Origin of the sequence: Enterococcus raffinosus, from assembly GCF_019175485.1 — a bacterium.
GTDB lineage: Bacteria > Bacillota > Bacilli > Lactobacillales > Enterococcaceae > Enterococcus_A > Enterococcus_A raffinosus.
In genome coordinates, this window is the sequence record NZ_CP072888.1 from 2,239,472 (window position 1) to 2,257,541 (window position 18,070).

An 18,070-nucleotide genomic window follows, 5' to 3' on the forward strand; every position below is an offset into this window, starting at 1 on the left:
AGCTTTAGTGCTTATGTTGTTCTTCTTTCACGGGACAGCTGCCGTCACAGTCTTCACAAGAGCTGCCATTTTTGATTCGCCGATAGACAATGGCACCGGCACCGCCAAAGATCAATATACTTAATACTATAGTTGCCATTCTTTCACCTCTTTGATTTCCTCAATGGTAATTGTTGGTGTTCGCTTAACTGGTTTTCTAACGATGAAATAAATCATCCCTACAAGTACAATCGCTGCTAAAATCAAACCAACTCCGATTTCGCCATTTTCAAAAATCACATGTCCAAATTGATAAATGATAAAGCTTACAGCATAGGCTAAGCCGCATTGATAGCCAATCGCACGCCATGTCCATTTGATGTCCCCCATTTCACGATGGATCGCGCCGATCGCAGCAAAACAAGGTGCACATAACAAGTTGAATACTAAGAAGGAATAGCCGGCGATTGGTGTATATGCCGCTTGCAGAGATTTCCAAATTTCTACGCCATCCTCAGCGACTTCTGCGTGACGATATAAAATCCCAAAGGTCCCAATAACATTTTCCTTCGCGACCAAACCAGTGATCGCCGCAACTGCCCCGCGCCAGTCTCCCCAACCTAATGGAGCGAACAATGGTGCAATCAAGCCGCCCAATGCAGCTAAGATACTATCGTTTTCATTGACCGCTTGCAATGAGAAGTTATAACTTGAGATAAACCAAATAATAATACTTGAAACAAAAATGATTGTTCCCGCACGTTTTACAAAGGCTTTACTGTGGTCATACGTATAACGAACCGTATTCCCAATTCTAGGCATATGATATAAAGGAAGCTCCATGATAAAAGGAACCGGATCTCCAGAAAAAAGCTTGGTTTTCTTTAAGGCAATGCCAGATAATACGATCGCTCCCATCCCGACAAAGTACGCGGAGGGCGCTACCCAACTGCTGTTAGGAAAGAAGGCACCCGCAACTAAAGCGATAATCGGCAGTTTCGCCGAACATGGCATAAAGGTCGTTAACATCGCGGTCATCCGACGATCCTTTTCGCTTTCGATCGTACGACTCGCCATTACTCCAGGTACCCCACAGCCTGTAGCGATCAGCATCGGAATGAAAGACTTCCCTGACAATCCAAATTTACGAAAAATCCGGTCCATCACAAAGGCGATACGAGACATATACCCGCAATCCTCCAACAGTGCTAAGCACAGGAAAAGGACCATTAATTGTGGAAGGAACCCTAAGACGGCACCTACACCTGCGATAATTCCATCTAAAATCAGGCTCTGCATCCATTCGGCAACATTCCAAGATTGCAGCGTTGAGCTCACAAAATTAGGAACAATATCGCCAAATAAATGATCATTTACCCAATCCGTTCCCATAGCACCGACTGTCTGGATCGCGATATAGTAAATCAGCCACATCACTAAAGCAAAAATCGGCAAGGCTAAGAAACGATTGGTTACGACGCGATCAATCTTATCTGAAATGGAAAGCTTGAATTGGTCTTCATCCACCACACAGAGTGTTTTCAAATGTGTAATAAAATTATAGCGTTCATTTATGACTAGGCTTTCCGCATCTTCACCAAAAATCTTTTCAGTGATCTTAATGATTTCATCAATTTCTTTTTGTTGGATTGAACTAAGATCCAAGGCTTTTTGCGCACGTTCATCTCGTTCAAATAGTTTTAAACTGTACCAACGGCTATATTGCGCCTGCGCCGTACTTCCAAGCACTGCTTCAATCTCATTAATCGCTGCTTCCAAACGATTGTCGTAATGGGGAAAATTGATTTCTTCCACACCTTTTTTAATAAGATGCACTGCTTCATTAACTGCCTTATCTAAGCCCCAATTCTTCAACGCACTGACCCCCACTACGGGCACACCTAGAGCATAAGCCAATTTCTCTAGATTGATCTGTTTTCCACTTTTTTTGATAATGTCCATCATGTTTACTGCAACGACCACAGGAATTCCCGTTTCGATCAATTGCGTCGTTAAATAAAGATTCCGTTCTAGATTCGTCCCATCGATAATGTTGACGATAGCATCAGGAGTACCCGAAAGTAAGTAATCACGGGCAACAACTTCTTCTGGAGAATAGGGAGAAAGGGAGTAGATCCCAGGCAGATCATCAATGATCACTTCGGAATCCTTCTTGTAGATTCCTTCTTTTCGCTCGACCGTAACTCCTGGCCAGTTTCCTACAAACTGATTGGTTCCTGTCAGAACGTTGAAGGTACTTGTTTTCCCACTGTTAGGATTTCCCGCTAAAGCAATATGTGTCTTTGCCATCTATTCCGCCTCCTTAGATACGACCACCATCTCTGATTCGCTTTTCCGTAAACTTAATTCATATCCTCGGACCCGCAGCTCAATCGGATCACCTAGAGGCGCCAGCTTCACAACTTTCACCTGAGTTCCCTTAGTCAAGCCCATATCCATCAAGCGTCGTTTGACTGCTCCTGTACCATGGACATTGACCACAATTCCTTGTTCACCCGCATTTAGTTGATCCAATGAGACCCAAGTTTCTTGGTCTTCCGTTAGGTTCTTCACATGTATCTGCTTTAATAAAGACTGAGACAAAGCCAGTCGCGTATTATGTAATAAAACGATTCCATTCTCGCCAGAGTGATTCACGACGGCAACTTTTGAACCGACGATCATCCCCAAATCCTGCAATCGATGCTTTGTATCATTTTCTAAAGTCATTTCGTCAATTTGAACAACCTGATTCAATGAAACATCTGCCAAAGTTGTCATACACTTCTCCACCTTACTGTTCGACTTCTAAATCTAATTAATAATGAGAATCTTTCTCACTAAGAATAGCTTCATTTCATGGCAAAGTCAATAAATGGTCGAAGAATTTCTCTATTTTTTGAGCAATTTGTTTGACAATCTCTGTTTTATTTGTTTTATTTTTCTTTTTTTCGTTATTAAAAAAACTTTTTTGCCGTAAAAAAACATCCCAGAACAGTTTTTTGAATTCTGTAAAGGGATTTTTCTTTGAAACCGTCCGTTTTCAATGTTTTTGCAAAAAACACAAAGAGTAGTATACCAATGTTTCACCACCACAATATATGGTATCAAACGATTGACTTTTTCCCTACATCTTTTATACTAGTAATTGTAGAAATCAAGGGAGGTCGTCTTATGGTAAAAGTATATTCAAAAAACAATTGTATGCAATGCAAAATGACAAAACGTTATTTAACTGAGAATCAAATTTCATTCGAAGAGGTCAACATCGACAATGAACCCGAAGCTCTAGGTTTTCTAAAAGATCAAGGTTTCCAAAGTGTCCCAGTTATTTTCGGTGGACAACAAGCCATTATCGGTTTCCGTCCAGATCAATTGAAAGCATTAGCGTAATTTAAGAGGTCGCACCTGAAGCGGCTAGCTTCAAGAAAGAAGAGGGATTATCCAAAAGTAGCTTTTCATACTTTAGGGATAGTTCGGCTTATTTCTTAAGAAACTGCTTCTAGAGCACCGTTTTTCGAAACTTTGCGATCCATGATTGCAAAGTTTTCTTCTTTATTATAGATAGAAAAGGAAAGATGTGACGAGATGAGTTTAAAGGACCTAGGTGAAGTATCTTACTTCAAATTAAACAATGAGATCAATCGTCCAGTAAATGGACAGATTCCACTAAATAAAGACAAAGAAGCCTTGGCTGCTTTTTTCAAAGAAAATGTAGAACCAAATACCCATACATTTTCTTCTGTACAAGAAAAAATAGACTATTTAATAGAAGAAGACTTTTTAGAAGCAGAATTTATCGCGAAATATACCCCTGCTTTTATTGAGAAGCTCTTCAATTACTTAGCTGACCAAAACTTTACATTCAAATCATTTATGGCAGCTTATAAATTTTACTCACAATATGCCTTGAAAAACAATGCAGGCACTGAGTATTTAGAAAGCTACGAAGACCGTGTTGCCTTCAACGCCTTGTATTTTGCTGATGGCGATGAACAATTGGCTTTGTCTTTAGCAGATGAAATGATTCATCAACGGTATCAACCAGCTACCCCTTCTTTTTTAAATGCAGGTCGTAAGCGTCGCGGAGAACTTGTTTCTTGTTTCTTGATTCAAGTAACAGATGACATGAACAGTATCGGCCGTTCGATTAACTCAGCTCTGCAATTATCACGTATCGGTGGCGGTGTAGGAATTAACCTATCGAACTTACGTGAAGCCGGCTCCCCGATTAAAGGCTATGACGGCGCGGCAAGTGGTGTGGTTCCAGTGATGAAGCTGTTCGAAGATAGTTTCTCTTACTCTAACCAGCTAGGGCAGCGTCAAGGTGCAGGTGTGGTTTACTTAGACGTCTTCCACCCAGATATTGAAATGTTCTTATCAGCCAAAAAAGAAAACGCCGATGAAAAAATCCGTGTGAAGACTCTTTCACTTGGTGTGACTGTACCGGATAAGTTTTACGAAATGGCTCGTAAAAATGAAGATATGTATTTATTCAGTCCTTATGGTATCGAACGCGAATACGGCGTGCCTTATTCCTATGTGGATATCACCAAGGAATACGACAACTTAGTCGCAAACCCAAACATTCGCAAGAAAAAAATTCGTGCCCGTGATTTGGAAAATGAACTTTCTAAATTGCAGCAAGAATCCGGCTACCCTTATATCATCAATATTGATACGGCAAACCGTGCCAATCCGATTGATGGAAAAATTGTTATGAGTAATCTATGTTCCGAAATTTTACAGGTTCAAACACCTTCTACTATTAACGGGCGTCAAGAATACGATGTACTTGGTACAGACATTTCATGTAATCTTGGTTCGACGAATATTGTTAATTTGATGGAAAGTCCTGACTTTGGTCAATCCGTTCGTACAATGGTACGAGCATTAACCTTTGTTACCGATGAATCTGACATTGATGTCGTCCCTTCTATTCAAAATGGAAATAAATTGAATCATACGATTGGTTTAGGGGCGATGGGCTTACACAGCTTCTTCGCAAAACACTTGATGGAATATGGTTCAGAAGAATCCATCGACTTTACTAATATCTACTTCACTTTGTTAAATTATTGGACATTGATGGAAAGCAACGAGCTTGCGAAAGAACGTAAGACAGTCTTCCATAACTTCGAAAAATCAGCCTATGCAGACGGTTCTTACTTTGATAAGTATACAACAGGTGAATTTTTACCAAAAACAGATAAAGTCAAAGAAATCTTCAAAGATATTTTCATTCCTACCGCTGAAGATTGGCAAGCGCTAAAAGAAGCTGTCCAAAAAGACGGACTTTATCACCAAAACCGTTTAGCGGTTGCTCCAAATGGCTCCATTTCTTATATCAATGACACAAGTGCCAGCTTGCACCCAATCACTCGTTTGATTGAAGAACGTCAAGAGAAGAAAATCGGCAAGATCTATTATCCAGCTCCTTACTTGAATAATGATACTTTGCCTTACTATACTTCTGCTTATGACATGGATATGCGAAAAGTCATTGATGTATATGCGACGGCTCAACAACATATTGATCAAGGAATGAGTCTGACCTTATTCATGCGTTCTGAAATTCCTGAAGGCTTGTATGAATGGAAAACAGAAAGCAAACAAACCACCCGTGATTTGAATATTTTGCGTAACTACGCGTTTTATAAAGGCTGTAAATCAATTTATTACGTTCGGACCTTTACAGATGATGCAGAAGAAATCGGCTCCAACCAATGTGAAAGCTGCGTAATCTAATCATTATTGTTACCTCTCGCGCTGCTCGCACGAGAGGTAATACTGTGAGAAATACATTAATACGAACTAGGGGGAAATTTCATGGCAGAAACTTATTATGAAGCCATTAACTGGAATGAGATCGAAGACGTCATCGACAAATCGACTTGGGAAAAATTAACAGAACAATTTTGGTTAGACACTCGAATTCCTTTGTCTAACGACCTAGATGATTGGCGCAAACTATCTCCATTAGAAAGAACCGTCGTCGGACATGTTTTTGGCGGGTTAACATTGCTTGATACCGTGCAATCAGAAAGCGGAATGGATCAACTTCGCGAGGATGTACGCACTCCTCATGAAGAAGCTGTTCTGAATAATATCCAATTCATGGAGTCTGTTCACGCGAAAAGTTATTCTTCTATCTTCAGTACATTGAACACCAAAGCCGAGATCGAAGAAATTTTTGAATGGACAAATACAAATCAATACCTGCAAAAAAAAGCCGAAAGAATCAATGAAATCTATAAAACTGGAACACCCTTGGAAAAGAAAATCGCTAGTGTGTTTCTAGAGACCTTCTTATTTTATTCTGGTTTTTATACCCCTCTTTACTATTTAGGGAATAATAAATTGGCTAACGTAGCTGAGATTATTAAATTAATCATTCGTGATGAATCCGTACATGGAACCTACATTGGTTATAAATTCCAAAGAGGATTCAATGAGCAAACCGAAGAAGAACAAGAACGTTTGAAAGAATGGATGTATGATTTACTGTATGAATTGTACGAAAATGAAGAGCGTTACACTGAAGAGCTCTATGATGAGATCGGATGGAGTGAAGAAGTAAAAACTTTCTTACGTTACAATGCCAATAAAGCTTTGATGAATCTTGGAATGGACCCGCTTTTCCCAGATACAGCAGATGATGTGAATCCAATTGTCATGAATGGTATTTCAACAGGAACTAGCAACCATGATTTCTTCTCACAAGTTGGGAATGGCTACTTGCTTGGTCAAGTTGAAGCAATGAATGATGATGACTATTTGATTGGTTTAGAATAAAAAAAATCTGTCAGCGAAAATGGTAGGCTCCCCCTTAACTAGGACTTAATTATTTCTTTGTCTTAGTTAGGGATAGCCTATCCAAACGCGCTGACAGATTTTTTGTTTATTCTGAGGCTTGAATACGTTTGATGACCGCTTCTTTATTAACAAGTGTCGTAGTCGCATAGGTCAAAATCAATTGGACAATGACAACTAATAGCACCATCAGTAAGACTTGAATTAATGGGTACTGATATACCTTTATTTGCATCAACCCATTATCTTTGGCATATAGAAAGACTAAGTACCCTAAGATACTGCCGATCCCCACTCCTGACAAGAGAATTCCTCCTGCATACACGAAGCCTTCCATTTGAAGCATTCGCTTCATTTGGCGATCGGACATACCAATGGCTTGCATCACACCCAATTCTTTTTTCCGACTTAAGATGCTGTCGATCGTGGTATTAATCAAATTCATGATCCCAACAATCGCTAAGACCAGCATAATCGCATACCCTGCGCCAGTCATCATCTGCATAGAACCTTTCCACTGTTCCAAAATCTCTTTGTAGCTTTGCAAACGGAACATGTCATTCTCTTTCGCCAACTCTTCAATTGCGGGTTGCATCGCTGCTGCTTTGCCCTTTGCTGCTTTGATATTCACATAATAGGTCAAATTATTTTTTGACATTTTCTTCAAGGCTTCATTACTCATCAAGAAATTGTCATAATTGCTGATCGCTTGTGTAAAGTCTCCACCTGCGATGACTGTCATTTCTTTTTCATAGGTACGATTGCCATCAAATATCTTAAAGGTCAACGTATCTCCAATTTTGATTTCTGGATAATTAGCCAATAAATAGCCTGTTACAATTACTTTATCTCCAGAATTCAATTCCTCATAGGTCGCGCTGCCAACTGAAATATCCTTTTTGAGCTGACCCATTTGTTCTTCCGTAATGCCTCCGATGGATAGCCCCATAGGCTTATCTGTTCCTATTTCCTTAATGCTGGGGATTTCACCTGTAATTGATTGGAACGCTTCGACTTTTTCTACTCCATCGATGGCTTTTATTCTATGGATCATCTCATTATTCAAAGGATTATTTTGTTGAATTGCTGTCCATTCTCGTTCTGGACGCATCTTGTCTCCACTGACAGAAGCAATACTCAAACGATAATCTGCGGCGATCGTGTCGCGTGCAATCTGTTGAGGATTCATACAGCTAAAAACAGTTGAGACGACAACAAACAAAATTCCGATCATTCCTAAGGAAAAGATGGTAATTAGCGTGCGCTTTTTGTTCCTAGATAGATTTGCATGGGCTAAACGGTTTAAATTGAGATTGATGAACCCTTTTCGCTGTTTTTTCTTCCCTTGTGTTTGCCCAGTATAACGCATCGCTTCAATTGGCATAATCTTACTCGCTTGACGCATTGGTTTTAAAGAAGCGAGTAATACAGTTATTACTGTGATCGCGATGGTCATTCCAATGATCCATGGAAGTATTAACGAAACTTCTCCGTTATCTAGCACTTCACGCATCACTTCCATTATCGCAACCTCATTTTCTATTGTGGACATCATTTGAACAAAAACAAACTTTACAGTAGCAGTTCCGATCAGCAGGCCAATGGGAATCGCGATGCCAGCGACGATCAAGTTTTCTTTTAAAATGATTTGACGGATTTGCTTTTTGGTTGCTCCTAGAGCGGCCAGTTTGCCAAACTCCTGAACTTTATTGATTAAGGATACATAGTAGATACTGTAAATCGTTAAGGCTCCAGCAATCAAGATAATCCCTACAATAATCGCCATTCCCGTATAAAAAGCCGGATCAACATAATTCGCAAATAGATAGTCGCTATTCTCAACAATATTATCCTCGATCACGTCAAAGTTTTTTCCGATTTCCTTTACCCGTTCTTTAATGGCATCTGTGGAAGTCGCAGCCTCCTCTGATAAACGAATCATCATTCGATAACTTCGTTGATTTTTTGGGATCGTTTCTTGCATTAACTCCTTTGAGACAAGCATCGAAAAAATTTTTCTGCCAGCTTGATTTTTACCATCAGGAGAAAACCCTGTCAGACGAAACGTTCTTGTTTGTTCCAGACCTAATCCTTCTTCTTCAAGAAATTGTACAGGGATAGAAATATCGTCACCAATCTTAGCATTGGGATAGCCAAGTTCCTTCAATGCGTTTTTAGAGAGAACTGCATCATTTGCTTTTCTAGGCGCATGCCCACTGACAAATGTTTGCTTTGTTAATTTTTGTGCCTCGGCATCTAAATAACTGATCAAGATATAGTTATCTTCTGATAAAATTGATTCTCCCACATCTTGACGCAACCCATATTCGCCAATCGCTTCGTGTTGAGCAATTTTCTCCATATTTTCTTCAGAAACACTACGATACATTGCATGCCAAGTCGGATAGACCTTATTGACGGCCGCATTTTGAACATTCACAACACCTAATCCGATTGACGTGATCAGAAAAACCAACACACTGGTCAAAATAATCGCGATCCCTGATAGCAAATTCTTTCCTTTATGGTATTTGGTATTGGCAACAGCTACCGTATTGGTCATCTTCATTTAAATCACCCGCCCATCTTCAAGGTGGACGATATAATCAGCCGTTTGCGCGATCCCTTCATCATGCGTAATCATAATCAAGGTTTGACCAAATTTTTCAACAGATTTCTTTAGTAGTGACATCACTTCTAATTCTGTCTTCGTATCGAGATTTCCTGTCGGTTCATCCGCTAGAATAATTGCTGGTTCCGATGCAATCGCCCGAGCAATTGCCACACGCTGCTGTTGTCCTCCAGAAAGCATGCTAGGCAAAGCTTTTTTTCGATCATTGAGCCCGATGGTCGTTAATAATTCTTCGATGAACGCTGTATTGACCTTTCGATTGTCTAATCCAATGGGTAAAACGACATTTTCCCATACGTTCAAGGAGGGGATCAAATTATAATTTTGGAAGATGAAGCCAATTTTTTGTCGACGAAAGACGGCCAATTGTTCATCTTTCATTCGGAAAACATTTTTTCCATCAACAATAACTTGTCCTGAAGCTGGATGATCCAATCCGCCGATCAGGTTTAGGAGCGTGCTTTTCCCAGAACCTGATTTACCAACAATTGCTACAAAATCGCCCTTTCCTATCTCCAAATCAATATGATCAACCGCCTTTACGATTGCATTTCCATCATCATAATGTTTTACTAAGTCTCTAATTTTTAAGATCATTTTTTACGCCCTCTTTCCTTTTTCTCATTTCTATACTCTTAGTATAAAAAAGAACCCTTGCAGGATTCTTTCAGCGAACATAACAAATTTGTAAGAAACATCAAAAGAGGTCTTTGATCATTCATAAATCCAAATGAGGAGTTAATCTAGTGGCAACGTCAATTGAAAATTCGAACCATTCGGATGACGTGGCTTCACCATGACTGTCCCCCCTTGACCTTCAATGATCTTGCGTGTGAGATACAGTCCGACACCAGACCCTTCGACAGCAGAACTATTGCAACCACGGTAAAAGCGCTGATAAATCTTATTTTGCTCTTCTTTTGAAATTCCCGGTCCTTCATCTTTAATCTCTACTAAAACATACGTCACTAATGACGATGCTTGTATTTTGACTGTCGTTTTTTCAGGCGAATACTTAACCGCATTTTCTAAAACATTTCCCAAAGCTTCTAGTGTCCATTTTTTATCAACCCACACCCAAAAGTCTTCCAGCAGCTCTACTTCCACTTCGATTTCTTTTTCGATCGCCTTCATGATGACACCATTCACCGCTTGATTGATCAACTGCTGCAAGGATAATTTCTCTGGCTTCAATTGAATCAGATCTGTTTCTAGCTGCGAAATTTTGGATAAACCATCTAGCATCAGATTAAGCTTGTTGATTTGGACTTCGGCTTGTTCCGCAAAATTTTGCCGTTCAGCTGCTTCATACTGATCTGAAAGTGCGATATCTAGGCTTAATTTCAATGATGCTACGGGGGTTTTTAGTTGATGAGTGATATCTGTAATGCTGGATTTCAAGTTCCCTTCTTCACGTTGGCTTCGTTGCAGCATCAATTCATTATAGGCAGTTGCTTCTTGATATTCTTCTGTTTTTACCTCTAGCTGATCATAAATTTTTCGTTTTTGACGAATCAGCCAAAAGAAAAGGACCGATAATACAGACCAAAAAACAAGAAATAATGCTAGATTTCGGATAAAATAGGTCTGTAAAATATGTGATAGATTCATTTTTCCTAATAACCCATATTTTTCTTCCAATTCTTTTCCTTCAATTACCAACTCAGCCGTTTTCGACGCATCAAAATTTTCAATCAGCTTCGCTTCAGAAAAAGATGCTTCCTTATTTAGTCTAGCTAGAGTGGCCTGCTGATTCTCCTGCAGGTCGGAATAGAGTTTCATATTATGCAGGATAAAGACAATCAAACAGCTCACAGTCAGTAAAATATAGAGAAGAATTATTTTTTTTGAACGTCGTTGATCCATAGATAGCCCACTCCCCGAACTGTTTTGATCCGCTCTTTACCTACCTTTTGCCGCAGCCGACTGATGTTGACCGAAACTGTATTAGTATCAACATATTCTCCTTTAGTATCCCATATTTGGTTCAACAGCTGATCCGAAGACAAAATCTGTTTCGGATTCTCCATAAAGAAGATTAACAATTGAATTTCTGTCTTGCTTAAAGGGAGTAGCTCGCCATGTAATTTGACCTTCATTTCTGTTAAAGAGACAGATAACTCTCCCGAAAGCAATTCTTGTCCTTGATTACTAGCGACACGCTTCATCATCGCTTGTACCTTAGAAACTAAGACCATTAAACTAAAAGGCTTTGTCATATAATCATCCGCTCCATGAACATAGCCCGTCACAATATCATGCTCTTGATTGTAAGAAGTCAGCATCAAGATCAACACGTTCGACTGTTCTCGAATCTTTTGACAAAAATCTAAGCCGCTGCCATCTGGCAAAGAAAGGTCGCTGATGATTAGATCAACATCATTTTGCTGAAAGGTCTGTTCTGCTGAAGCAATATCTAAACATGCCAAAACCTCATACCCTTCTCTGGTTAGGCATAGCTGAATCCCATTATTTAAGTTTAGATCATCCTCTAACAAAAGAATTTTTCCCATTTTTTCCTCCTAGAAACTTTACATACTTTCACTCTATCAATGAACGAAGGCTCTGACAACACTACTTTAATGAAAAAGAGGACAAAATCATTTTTCAATGATTTCATCCTCTTTTTTAAACATTGATCATTCGAAGTTTGGTGATGTTCTTATACATTGAAAGATCCTCAATCACATCTGTGTAATTCATCCCTCGCGGCAGATCAATCGTATAAACATTCGTATAAATACGGTAGTCATCCATAAAATCGACATCGAAGTCGACATCCTCCACTTCGATTTTCTTACTTTCAAAATAATTCATGATAAATTCTTTGGTCGCCTCACGGTGGATGTAACGAATCTCCAATTTCTTGATGGCATTGATTTTAATGATCCGTTTAACGACTGTTAATGCTAGCATGATCCCAACAAAGCTGCAGATAGCGATAGTATAATACCCCATTCCAATCGCGATCCCTAATCCAGCACCTGCCCAGATCGAGGCCGCAGTCGTTAGTCCCTTAACTGACCGATTGCTGACCATGATCGTACCCGCTCCTAAAAAACCGATCCCGCTGACAACCTGGGCAATCAATCGCGCTTCATCCGCTCGAACGACACCGACAAACTCCGGTTTTGCCGCAGCATAGCGCAAGGCTTGATCCGCGATCTCTACTTGGATCAGAGCGATGATCGTCGCCCCCATACAAACCAAGATGTGTGTACGAATTCCTGCAGGTCGATTCTTGTATTCTCGTTCAATACCGATGGCGCCACCCATAATCATAGCTAAAAACAGCCGCAGCATAATTTCATAAACTGATAATTTTAAATCCATTTGTGCACCACCTCAATTTCTATATCTCTTCACTTCCAGTATAGCACGGTCAATAAAAAAGAGAGTCTCTCAGCCTTTTAATAAGCGTAACTCCTCCGCTGTCAATGGACGATAGCTGCCTTTCGCTAGATCATCCGGTAAAGTCACTTCACCCATTCGAATTCTTTTTAAGTACGTCACTTCTTTTCCGCAATATTTCACCATACGTTTTACCTGATGAAATTTACCTTCGTGAAGAATGATCCGAACCTTGGATGAATGCTCTGCAACTTCATCAATGAACAATTCTGCTGGCAGCGTTAATTCTCCATCCAATGGAATCCCCGTAGCGAATTGCTGTTGATCTTCCACTGTCATCCTTCCGCTAACTTCAGCGAAATACTCTTTTTCTACATGTTTTTTTGGTGACAACAATTCATGGGCCAGCTTTCCATCATTTGTGATCAGCAAAAGTCCCTCTGTATCTTTGTCCAATCGCCCCACTGGGAACAAGTCCTTGCGATAATCCTTTGGCGAAAATACATCCATGACTGTTCGGTCACGCGCATCCTCCGTCGCACTCACTACTCCCGCTGGTTTATGTAATAAATAGTAGTAATACTCTTGATAATGCAGCTCCTCACCATCAAACTCTATCCGATCCTTTTCAGGATCTACTTGCCTTTTATCTGATTTCTCTTTTTGCTGATTTACTGAAATTTGTCCTTTTTTAATCAGCTGTTTTACTTCCTTGCGGCTACCTAAACCCACCTCAGCCAAAAATTTATCTAAACGCATCCTGCTTTTTTCCTCCGGTTAACTTTTCTATTTTTCACTATAGCCAAAGGAAAGAAAAGAAGCAAGCCCAGCCACATTTGCGACTGAGCTTTTGATTACTTTGTTAATTGATCGATGTCACCATTTTTCAAATACGGAATCCCCCATTGAATTTTTTCATACGGCCAATCCCACCATTGAAGCTGCTGTAATTTTTGAATCGTAGATGGATCAAATCGCTGCTTCAGTTCCTTCGCCGGTACTCCGCCAACCACCGTGTACGCCGGCACATCCTTTGTGACTAAGGCACGCGCGCCAATAATTGCTCCGTCACCAATCCGAACGCCTGACAGAATGGTTGCCTCATAACCAATCCACACATCATTTCCAATGATGATATCCCCTTTATTGTCCCAAGCCGAAGTGACTTCCTGTTTATCCAACTGCCATTCCTCATAAAATAGAGGAAATGTATAAGTTGATAACGCCGATTGGCGATGATTCGCACTGTTGAAAATAAAGGTGGCGCCACAGGCTATCGAACAAAACTTTCCAATGACCAACTGATCATAATTGATGGGATAGTGATACAACACATTGTTCTCCTCAAACTGACGGGGATCATTGCGAAAATCGTTATAGATTGTATAATCTCCGACAGAAATAGTCGGTCGCGTAATCGCTGCATTCAAATAAATCGTCTCATTATCGTTGCTTCTAGGGTAAAGCTTTTTAACTGGAATAGTTTTTTCACTCCTTAATGGTAATCATTTTTCTATTAGACAACTATTCCAGTTTAAACAATGCACCTTCTCATCAAATCACTCTCCTAATCATTCTTTCTCTTAAAACCAGTATAGCACCCTTCTATTCTTAAATAAAAAAAGTACCAAGGAAATTTTCCCTGGCACTAAACGACTGCTTCTTATAATTTGCTTGCTGCGTCTTCGTCAATGATGACCGTTACATCCGCATGGTTTTGTAATACACTTGCAGGTACATCCGTTGTTACTTCGCCATCAATCATGTTTTTGATTGCATCCGCTTTGTCTGCACCGAAAGCCATCAATAAGATCTTTTTGCTTTGCATAATTGAACCGATCCCCATTGATAAAGCATGCGTTGGTACGTCTTCAACTTTATCAAAGTTTCGTTTGTTCGCTTCGATCGTTGATTCAGTTAATTCAACAACATGAGTCGTTACGTCAAATGGTGTACCAGGTTCGTTGAATCCGATGTGAGCATTGCGTCCAATACCTAGTACTTGCAAATCGATTGGATGATCAGCGATTACACCGTCATAACGTTTGCATTCAGCTTCTAAATCTTCTGCCTTCCCATTTGGTACGAATGTTTCTTTAAATGGTTTTTTGTTGAATAGTTGATCATTCATGAAGTAACGATAGCTTTGTACATCGTCGCCTGCTAATCCAACATATTCATCTAAGTTTACAGAAGTCATTTCTGAAAAGTCTAAATCACTAGAAGTCATTTCTTTATATAAAGTTTCAGGGGTACTACCAGTTGCTAGACCTAATACTTTTACGCCGTTTTCCATTCCATCTTTGATGATTTCAAATGCTTTTTTTCCGCCTTCGTTGGCATCTTTCACGCGAATTACTTTCATGGGTAAACGCTCCTTTATCAATTTGGTATACACCAATTTTAACACCCTTTTATCGAATTTGCAACAACAAAGTCTAGACCAAAATATGAAGTTTTTCTTACGATGTCCCATCAAAAAAAGCTGAAGAAGCTTCACGCACTCCTTCAGCTAACTCAGCTATTTTCCTGATAAGAACAACCCAATTTGGGCGATCACAGCACTTCCTAAGTAAGTCCCGATAAAAACAAAGACAGCGACAATCGCAACTTTCCAAGAGGTCTTTCGCAGATCCATCAAACTATCTGCCACTGATAATCCAGCGAAAGCTAAAATCGGTGTCGTAATGGACAAGAAATCAACCCCAGCAATTGCTTGGACAAAGAAATCAGACAACAAGCAGAAAAACAATGACGTTAGAGATACCCAGCCCAAGATTGGAAAATCAGCTAAAACCTTAATATTGGTTTTCTTTACTAACGTTGAGATGAAGACGCCAATCATTGAAAATGCCCATAAGACTACTAACCCTTGAATGGTATTGAAGGTTATCGGTGTAGACTCTGGATTTTTTATTAATTTGATCCCTTGGGTAAATAAGATCAGTGAAATACTCAATAATAAGACCAGTGAAATTTTGATATACTCGTTAGACTGTTTCTTTTCCACGGCGTGCTCCTCCTGTCATTAGGTTATACATGAAACGTTGCAATGGCACCGCAATGAAGACCATCGTGTATGTGCCCAGGAAGCTGGTCAGCAATTGACTTGCCGCTGCATAAGCAGCAATGGTCGTTTCATTTTCAGGCATTAATGCGATCAGTGAAGAAGAGGCTGCGGTCATCATACTTGCAGAACCTACTCCTGAGCTCATCGCCAACGCGCGGTAATCAAAGCCTAATCCAGCCATAATCGGCGCAAAGATACTGAAGAAGATCGATCCGAATAAAGTCCCGATTAGATAGAGGGACAGTACCCCGCGACCTTCTGCCGAATCCAATGTATATTTTTCTGAAATATACGCCAATTCACCTTCACGTCCTAAACCTAAAGTCGCTCCGATTGCTTCACGGCGTAATCCTAGCATCAATGCGACGGGTAACCCAATAAGTACCGTTCCGACATTCCCCAACTCCTGAAATAGAAAAACCCAGCCCACTGTTAAAATTTCTTTCAACCTTGGTGCCACATCGGCGCCATAGCGAGCCATTAGCGGCAGCATGATGTATAATAAATACTTTGCAGAAAATTGAATATTGCTCTTTGAATAAATCTTTGCGATAAGACCTTTACGTATCATTGGTAAGCCAAACAACATCGCTAGTAAAACAGAAAATACTAATGGCAACACGGTGATCGTAGTACTTCCTAACGAGATGAATTGCATCCCAATCATTTCCGCAACCGTTACAACAACAACCACAAAACCAATTAACCAAACCAACTGCTTTTTCATACATTCCCTCCAATTGAATCAATCAATTCTTTATATTCCTTAAATGAACGGCGATATAATTTCGACTCGTCCAAATGACCGGACATTTCTGATAAAACTTCTGCTAAAAATTCAGGAAACGTTTCTAGCACAAATGCTGGATCAATCATTTTGAAATCATCTCCATGAATCGTTCCTTCAAATCCTCCGTAGCTGATTTGGATACAAGGCATCATAAATGCCAAATCACCAATATCACCCGCTGCTGCGATTCCTCCACGGTCATCAATGATATCTGGAATCTTATCAAACTTCGCAAATGCTCGCTCCACAAAACTATTCAGATATCGATCCTGGACAAACGGCAGATAGCCCATCTCTGTTTCGATGGTTACTTCTCCTTCTAGCGCATAAGCACTTCCTTGAGCCGCGCGATCTAATTTGCGAGCAACCTCTGGCAGATATTCCAATGTTTTGCAGCGTAAATCCGTTCCAACCGTAATATGATTTGGAATCACATTTGTGGACATGTCACTGCCCATTACGATTGGATTAACACGGATGGATTCTGTATCTTTAAATTGCTGACGACTCAATCCAATTGCGGTATTGAACAAGGTCGACATGCTATACGCATTGATTCCTGAAAACGGATCAAAACCCGCATGAACTGCCTTGCCCGAAAAATGATATCTCTTATACAAGAAGCCCGCCAGATCACAATTGACTTCAATAGTAGGACGTTCGAATACTTCCCCAATCGCATGAACACAAACACCAAAGTCCACATCATCAAAGATCCCTAAGGACATCGCTTCTGGTTTCCCACCTAAAAATTGAATTTTTCCAGCCGCGCGTAGTTCTTTTCGATAATCAAGATCTAAATATTCCTCCGCAGGAACAAAAATAAAGCACAAATTAAAATCAAGTTCTTTATAGTTCTGGGTCTTTACATAATGATCATACAAGGATAAAGCAATCGCGACTTGGGTAAAGTGCCCACAGTTATGAGCAGCTCCCGTTTCTGGATCCGCTTGAAAATGTGTCGGCGCATAAACAGCATCCAGCTCTGCGATGAAGGCCATCGTCTTCTTCTTATCTGTAGATAAAAAAGTTTTGATTCCAGTTTCAGAAAATTTAGAAAATTCAATCTGTGGATTGATCCGTTTCAATTCATTAATGACCTTCTCCGAGGTGCGATATTCCTTGTAGCCTAATTCTGGATGTAAAAATAAATCGTCAGTGAACCCCTTCAACTCTTGATAATAATCAGCAAACGTCGTCATTTAACTCCCCCTTATTTTGAAAAAAAGAATCGATAGATGAAAAGAAATTTCATATTTAAAAGCATTCAAATCCTCTATTTTTCTTAATTTACCCGAAAAAAATCGTGCAAAATTCTGTATTCCTCATTTTATATGTGAAATTGAATTTCCCGACTTTTTCTATAATATCGTTTTAACAAGAAAGAATCAAGCGGTTTTTGTTTAAAACACGAACTATTTTCGCACATAACACA

The 18,070-nt window shown here is 39.9% G+C and carries 17 protein-coding genes; 3 read left to right on the forward strand and 14 right to left on the reverse strand.

The window, feature by feature from the left end; all coding sequences use genetic code 11:
- Nucleotides 1-4: 4 nt before the first annotated feature.
- From J9537_RS10965 to J9537_RS10975, 3 genes are read right to left on the reverse strand one after another with little or no spacing between them, the layout of a single operon-like run.
- The gene (locus J9537_RS10965; protein WP_141741222.1) at nucleotides 5-139 is read right to left on the reverse strand and encodes a FeoB-associated Cys-rich membrane protein; all 135 of its coding nucleotides are present in this window, start codon (nucleotides 137-139) and stop codon (nucleotides 5-7) included.
- Nucleotides 127-2,289 (reverse strand): ferrous iron transport protein B, encoded by a 2,163-nt coding sequence (feoB, locus tag J9537_RS10970; RefSeq protein WP_060789416.1) that lies wholly within the window; start codon nucleotides 2,287-2,289, stop codon nucleotides 127-129. The genes J9537_RS10965 and feoB overlap by 13 nt, the downstream gene beginning before the upstream one ends.
- Nucleotides 2,290-2,760, reverse strand: coding sequence for a FeoA family protein (locus tag J9537_RS10975; protein WP_060789415.1), 471 nt, complete (start codon nucleotides 2,758-2,760; stop codon nucleotides 2,290-2,292).
- 393 nt (nucleotides 2,761-3,153) lie between these two features.
- On the opposite strand from J9537_RS10975, the gene nrdH reads away from it, so the two are divergent.
- From nrdH to nrdF, 3 genes are all read left to right on the forward strand, one after another.
- A complete protein-coding gene (nrdH, locus tag J9537_RS10980; RefSeq protein WP_010745735.1) occupies nucleotides 3,154-3,372 on the forward strand; it encodes a glutaredoxin-like protein NrdH in 219 nt (72 codons plus the stop codon).
- A gap of 195 nt (nucleotides 3,373-3,567) precedes the next feature.
- Nucleotides 3,568-5,727, forward strand: a complete 2,160-nt coding sequence (gene nrdE / locus J9537_RS10985; protein WP_218256172.1) for a class 1b ribonucleoside-diphosphate reductase subunit alpha — start codon at nucleotides 3,568-3,570, stop codon at nucleotides 5,725-5,727.
- An 81-nt stretch (nucleotides 5,728-5,808) separates the two neighbouring features.
- On the forward strand, nucleotides 5,809-6,774 hold the full coding sequence (gene nrdF, locus J9537_RS10990; RefSeq protein WP_010745733.1) for a class 1b ribonucleoside-diphosphate reductase subunit beta: 966 nt from the start codon (nucleotides 5,809-5,811) through the stop codon (nucleotides 6,772-6,774).
- A gap of 106 nt (nucleotides 6,775-6,880) precedes the next feature.
- Here the strand turns inward: nrdF and J9537_RS10995 are convergent, their stop codons facing one another.
- From J9537_RS10995 to J9537_RS11045, 11 genes are all read right to left on the reverse strand, one after another.
- Nucleotides 6,881-9,361, reverse strand: a complete 2,481-nt coding sequence (locus J9537_RS10995; protein WP_060789412.1) for an ABC transporter permease — start codon at nucleotides 9,359-9,361, stop codon at nucleotides 6,881-6,883.
- A complete protein-coding gene (locus J9537_RS11000) occupies nucleotides 9,362-10,021 on the reverse strand; it encodes an ABC transporter ATP-binding protein (RefSeq protein ID WP_218256173.1) in 660 nt (219 codons plus the stop codon).
- A gap of 141 nt (nucleotides 10,022-10,162) precedes the next feature.
- On the reverse strand, nucleotides 10,163-11,290 hold the full coding sequence (locus tag J9537_RS11005; RefSeq protein ID WP_060789410.1) for a sensor histidine kinase: 1,128 nt from the start codon (nucleotides 11,288-11,290) through the stop codon (nucleotides 10,163-10,165).
- Nucleotides 11,263-11,937 carry a response regulator transcription factor gene (locus tag J9537_RS11010; protein WP_060789409.1) on the reverse strand — a complete coding sequence of 225 codons (675 nt, stop codon included), beginning with the start codon at nucleotides 11,935-11,937 and terminating at the stop codon, nucleotides 11,263-11,265. The genes J9537_RS11005 and J9537_RS11010 overlap by 28 nt, the downstream gene beginning before the upstream one ends.
- A 115-nt stretch (nucleotides 11,938-12,052) precedes the next feature.
- On the reverse strand, nucleotides 12,053-12,757 hold the full coding sequence (locus tag J9537_RS11015) for an MgtC/SapB family protein (RefSeq protein ID WP_010745728.1): 705 nt from the start codon (nucleotides 12,755-12,757) through the stop codon (nucleotides 12,053-12,055).
- Nucleotides 12,758-12,826: 69 nt separating this feature from the next.
- Entirely contained in the window at nucleotides 12,827-13,534 is a 708-nt protein-coding gene (locus tag J9537_RS11020; protein WP_060789408.1) for a pseudouridine synthase, read from the reverse strand.
- A gap of 95 nt (nucleotides 13,535-13,629) precedes the next feature.
- The gene (locus J9537_RS11025) at nucleotides 13,630-14,205 is read right to left on the reverse strand and encodes a CatB-related O-acetyltransferase (protein ID WP_143142298.1); all 576 of its coding nucleotides are present in this window, start codon (nucleotides 14,203-14,205) and stop codon (nucleotides 13,630-13,632) included.
- A gap of 233 nt (nucleotides 14,206-14,438) precedes the next feature.
- On the reverse strand, nucleotides 14,439-15,140 hold the full coding sequence (gene nagB / locus J9537_RS11030) for a glucosamine-6-phosphate deaminase (RefSeq protein WP_010745725.1): 702 nt from the start codon (nucleotides 15,138-15,140) through the stop codon (nucleotides 14,439-14,441).
- 156 nt (nucleotides 15,141-15,296) lie between these two features.
- Nucleotides 15,297-15,785, reverse strand: a complete 489-nt coding sequence (locus J9537_RS11035) for a hypothetical protein (protein ID WP_010745724.1) — start codon at nucleotides 15,783-15,785, stop codon at nucleotides 15,297-15,299.
- Nucleotides 15,766-16,572 (reverse strand): DUF3100 domain-containing protein, encoded by an 807-nt coding sequence (locus J9537_RS11040; RefSeq protein ID WP_028020710.1) that lies wholly within the window; start codon nucleotides 16,570-16,572, stop codon nucleotides 15,766-15,768. The genes J9537_RS11035 and J9537_RS11040 overlap by 20 nt, the downstream gene beginning before the upstream one ends.
- Nucleotides 16,569-17,837 (reverse strand): M20/M25/M40 family metallo-hydrolase, encoded by a 1,269-nt coding sequence (locus tag J9537_RS11045; protein WP_060789406.1) that lies wholly within the window; start codon nucleotides 17,835-17,837, stop codon nucleotides 16,569-16,571. Before J9537_RS11045 ends, J9537_RS11040 begins: the two co-directional genes overlap by 4 nt.
- Between the last annotated feature and the right edge of the window lie 233 nt (nucleotides 17,838-18,070).

Coding starts and splice junctions, on each gene's coding strand:
- J9537_RS10965 (WP_141741222.1), bottom strand. CDS start 139: ATGGCAACTATAGTATTAAGTATATTGATCTTTGGCGGTGCCGGTGCC.
- feoB (WP_060789416.1), bottom strand. CDS start 2,289: ATGGCAAAGACACATATTGCTTTAGCGGGAAATCCTAACAGTGGGAAA.
- J9537_RS10975 (WP_060789415.1), bottom strand. CDS start 2,760: ATGACAACTTTGGCAGATGTTTCATTGAATCAGGTTGTTCAAATTGAC.
- nrdH (WP_010745735.1), top strand. CDS start 3,154: ATGGTAAAAGTATATTCAAAAAACAATTGTATGCAATGCAAAATGACA.
- nrdE (WP_218256172.1), top strand. CDS start 3,568: ATGAGTTTAAAGGACCTAGGTGAAGTATCTTACTTCAAATTAAACAAT.
- nrdF (WP_010745733.1), top strand. CDS start 5,809: ATGGCAGAAACTTATTATGAAGCCATTAACTGGAATGAGATCGAAGAC.
- J9537_RS10995 (WP_060789412.1), bottom strand. CDS start 9,361: ATGAAGATGACCAATACGGTAGCTGTTGCCAATACCAAATACCATAAA.
- J9537_RS11000 (WP_218256173.1), bottom strand. CDS start 10,021: ATGATCTTAAAAATTAGAGACTTAGTAAAACATTATGATGATGGAAAT.
- J9537_RS11005 (WP_060789410.1), bottom strand. CDS start 11,290: ATGGATCAACGACGTTCAAAAAAAATAATTCTTCTCTATATTTTACTG.
- J9537_RS11010 (WP_060789409.1), bottom strand. CDS start 11,937: ATGGGAAAAATTCTTTTGTTAGAGGATGATCTAAACTTAAATAATGGG.
- J9537_RS11015 (WP_010745728.1), bottom strand. CDS start 12,757: ATGGATTTAAAATTATCAGTTTATGAAATTATGCTGCGGCTGTTTTTA.
- J9537_RS11020 (WP_060789408.1), bottom strand. CDS start 13,534: ATGCGTTTAGATAAATTTTTGGCTGAGGTGGGTTTAGGTAGCCGCAAG.
- nagB (WP_010745725.1), bottom strand. CDS start 15,140: ATGAAAGTAATTCGCGTGAAAGATGCCAACGAAGGCGGAAAAAAAGCA.
- J9537_RS11040 (WP_028020710.1), bottom strand. CDS start 16,572: ATGAAAAAGCAGTTGGTTTGGTTAATTGGTTTTGTGGTTGTTGTTGTA.
- J9537_RS11045 (WP_060789406.1), bottom strand. CDS start 17,837: ATGACGACGTTTGCTGATTATTATCAAGAGTTGAAGGGGTTCACTGAC.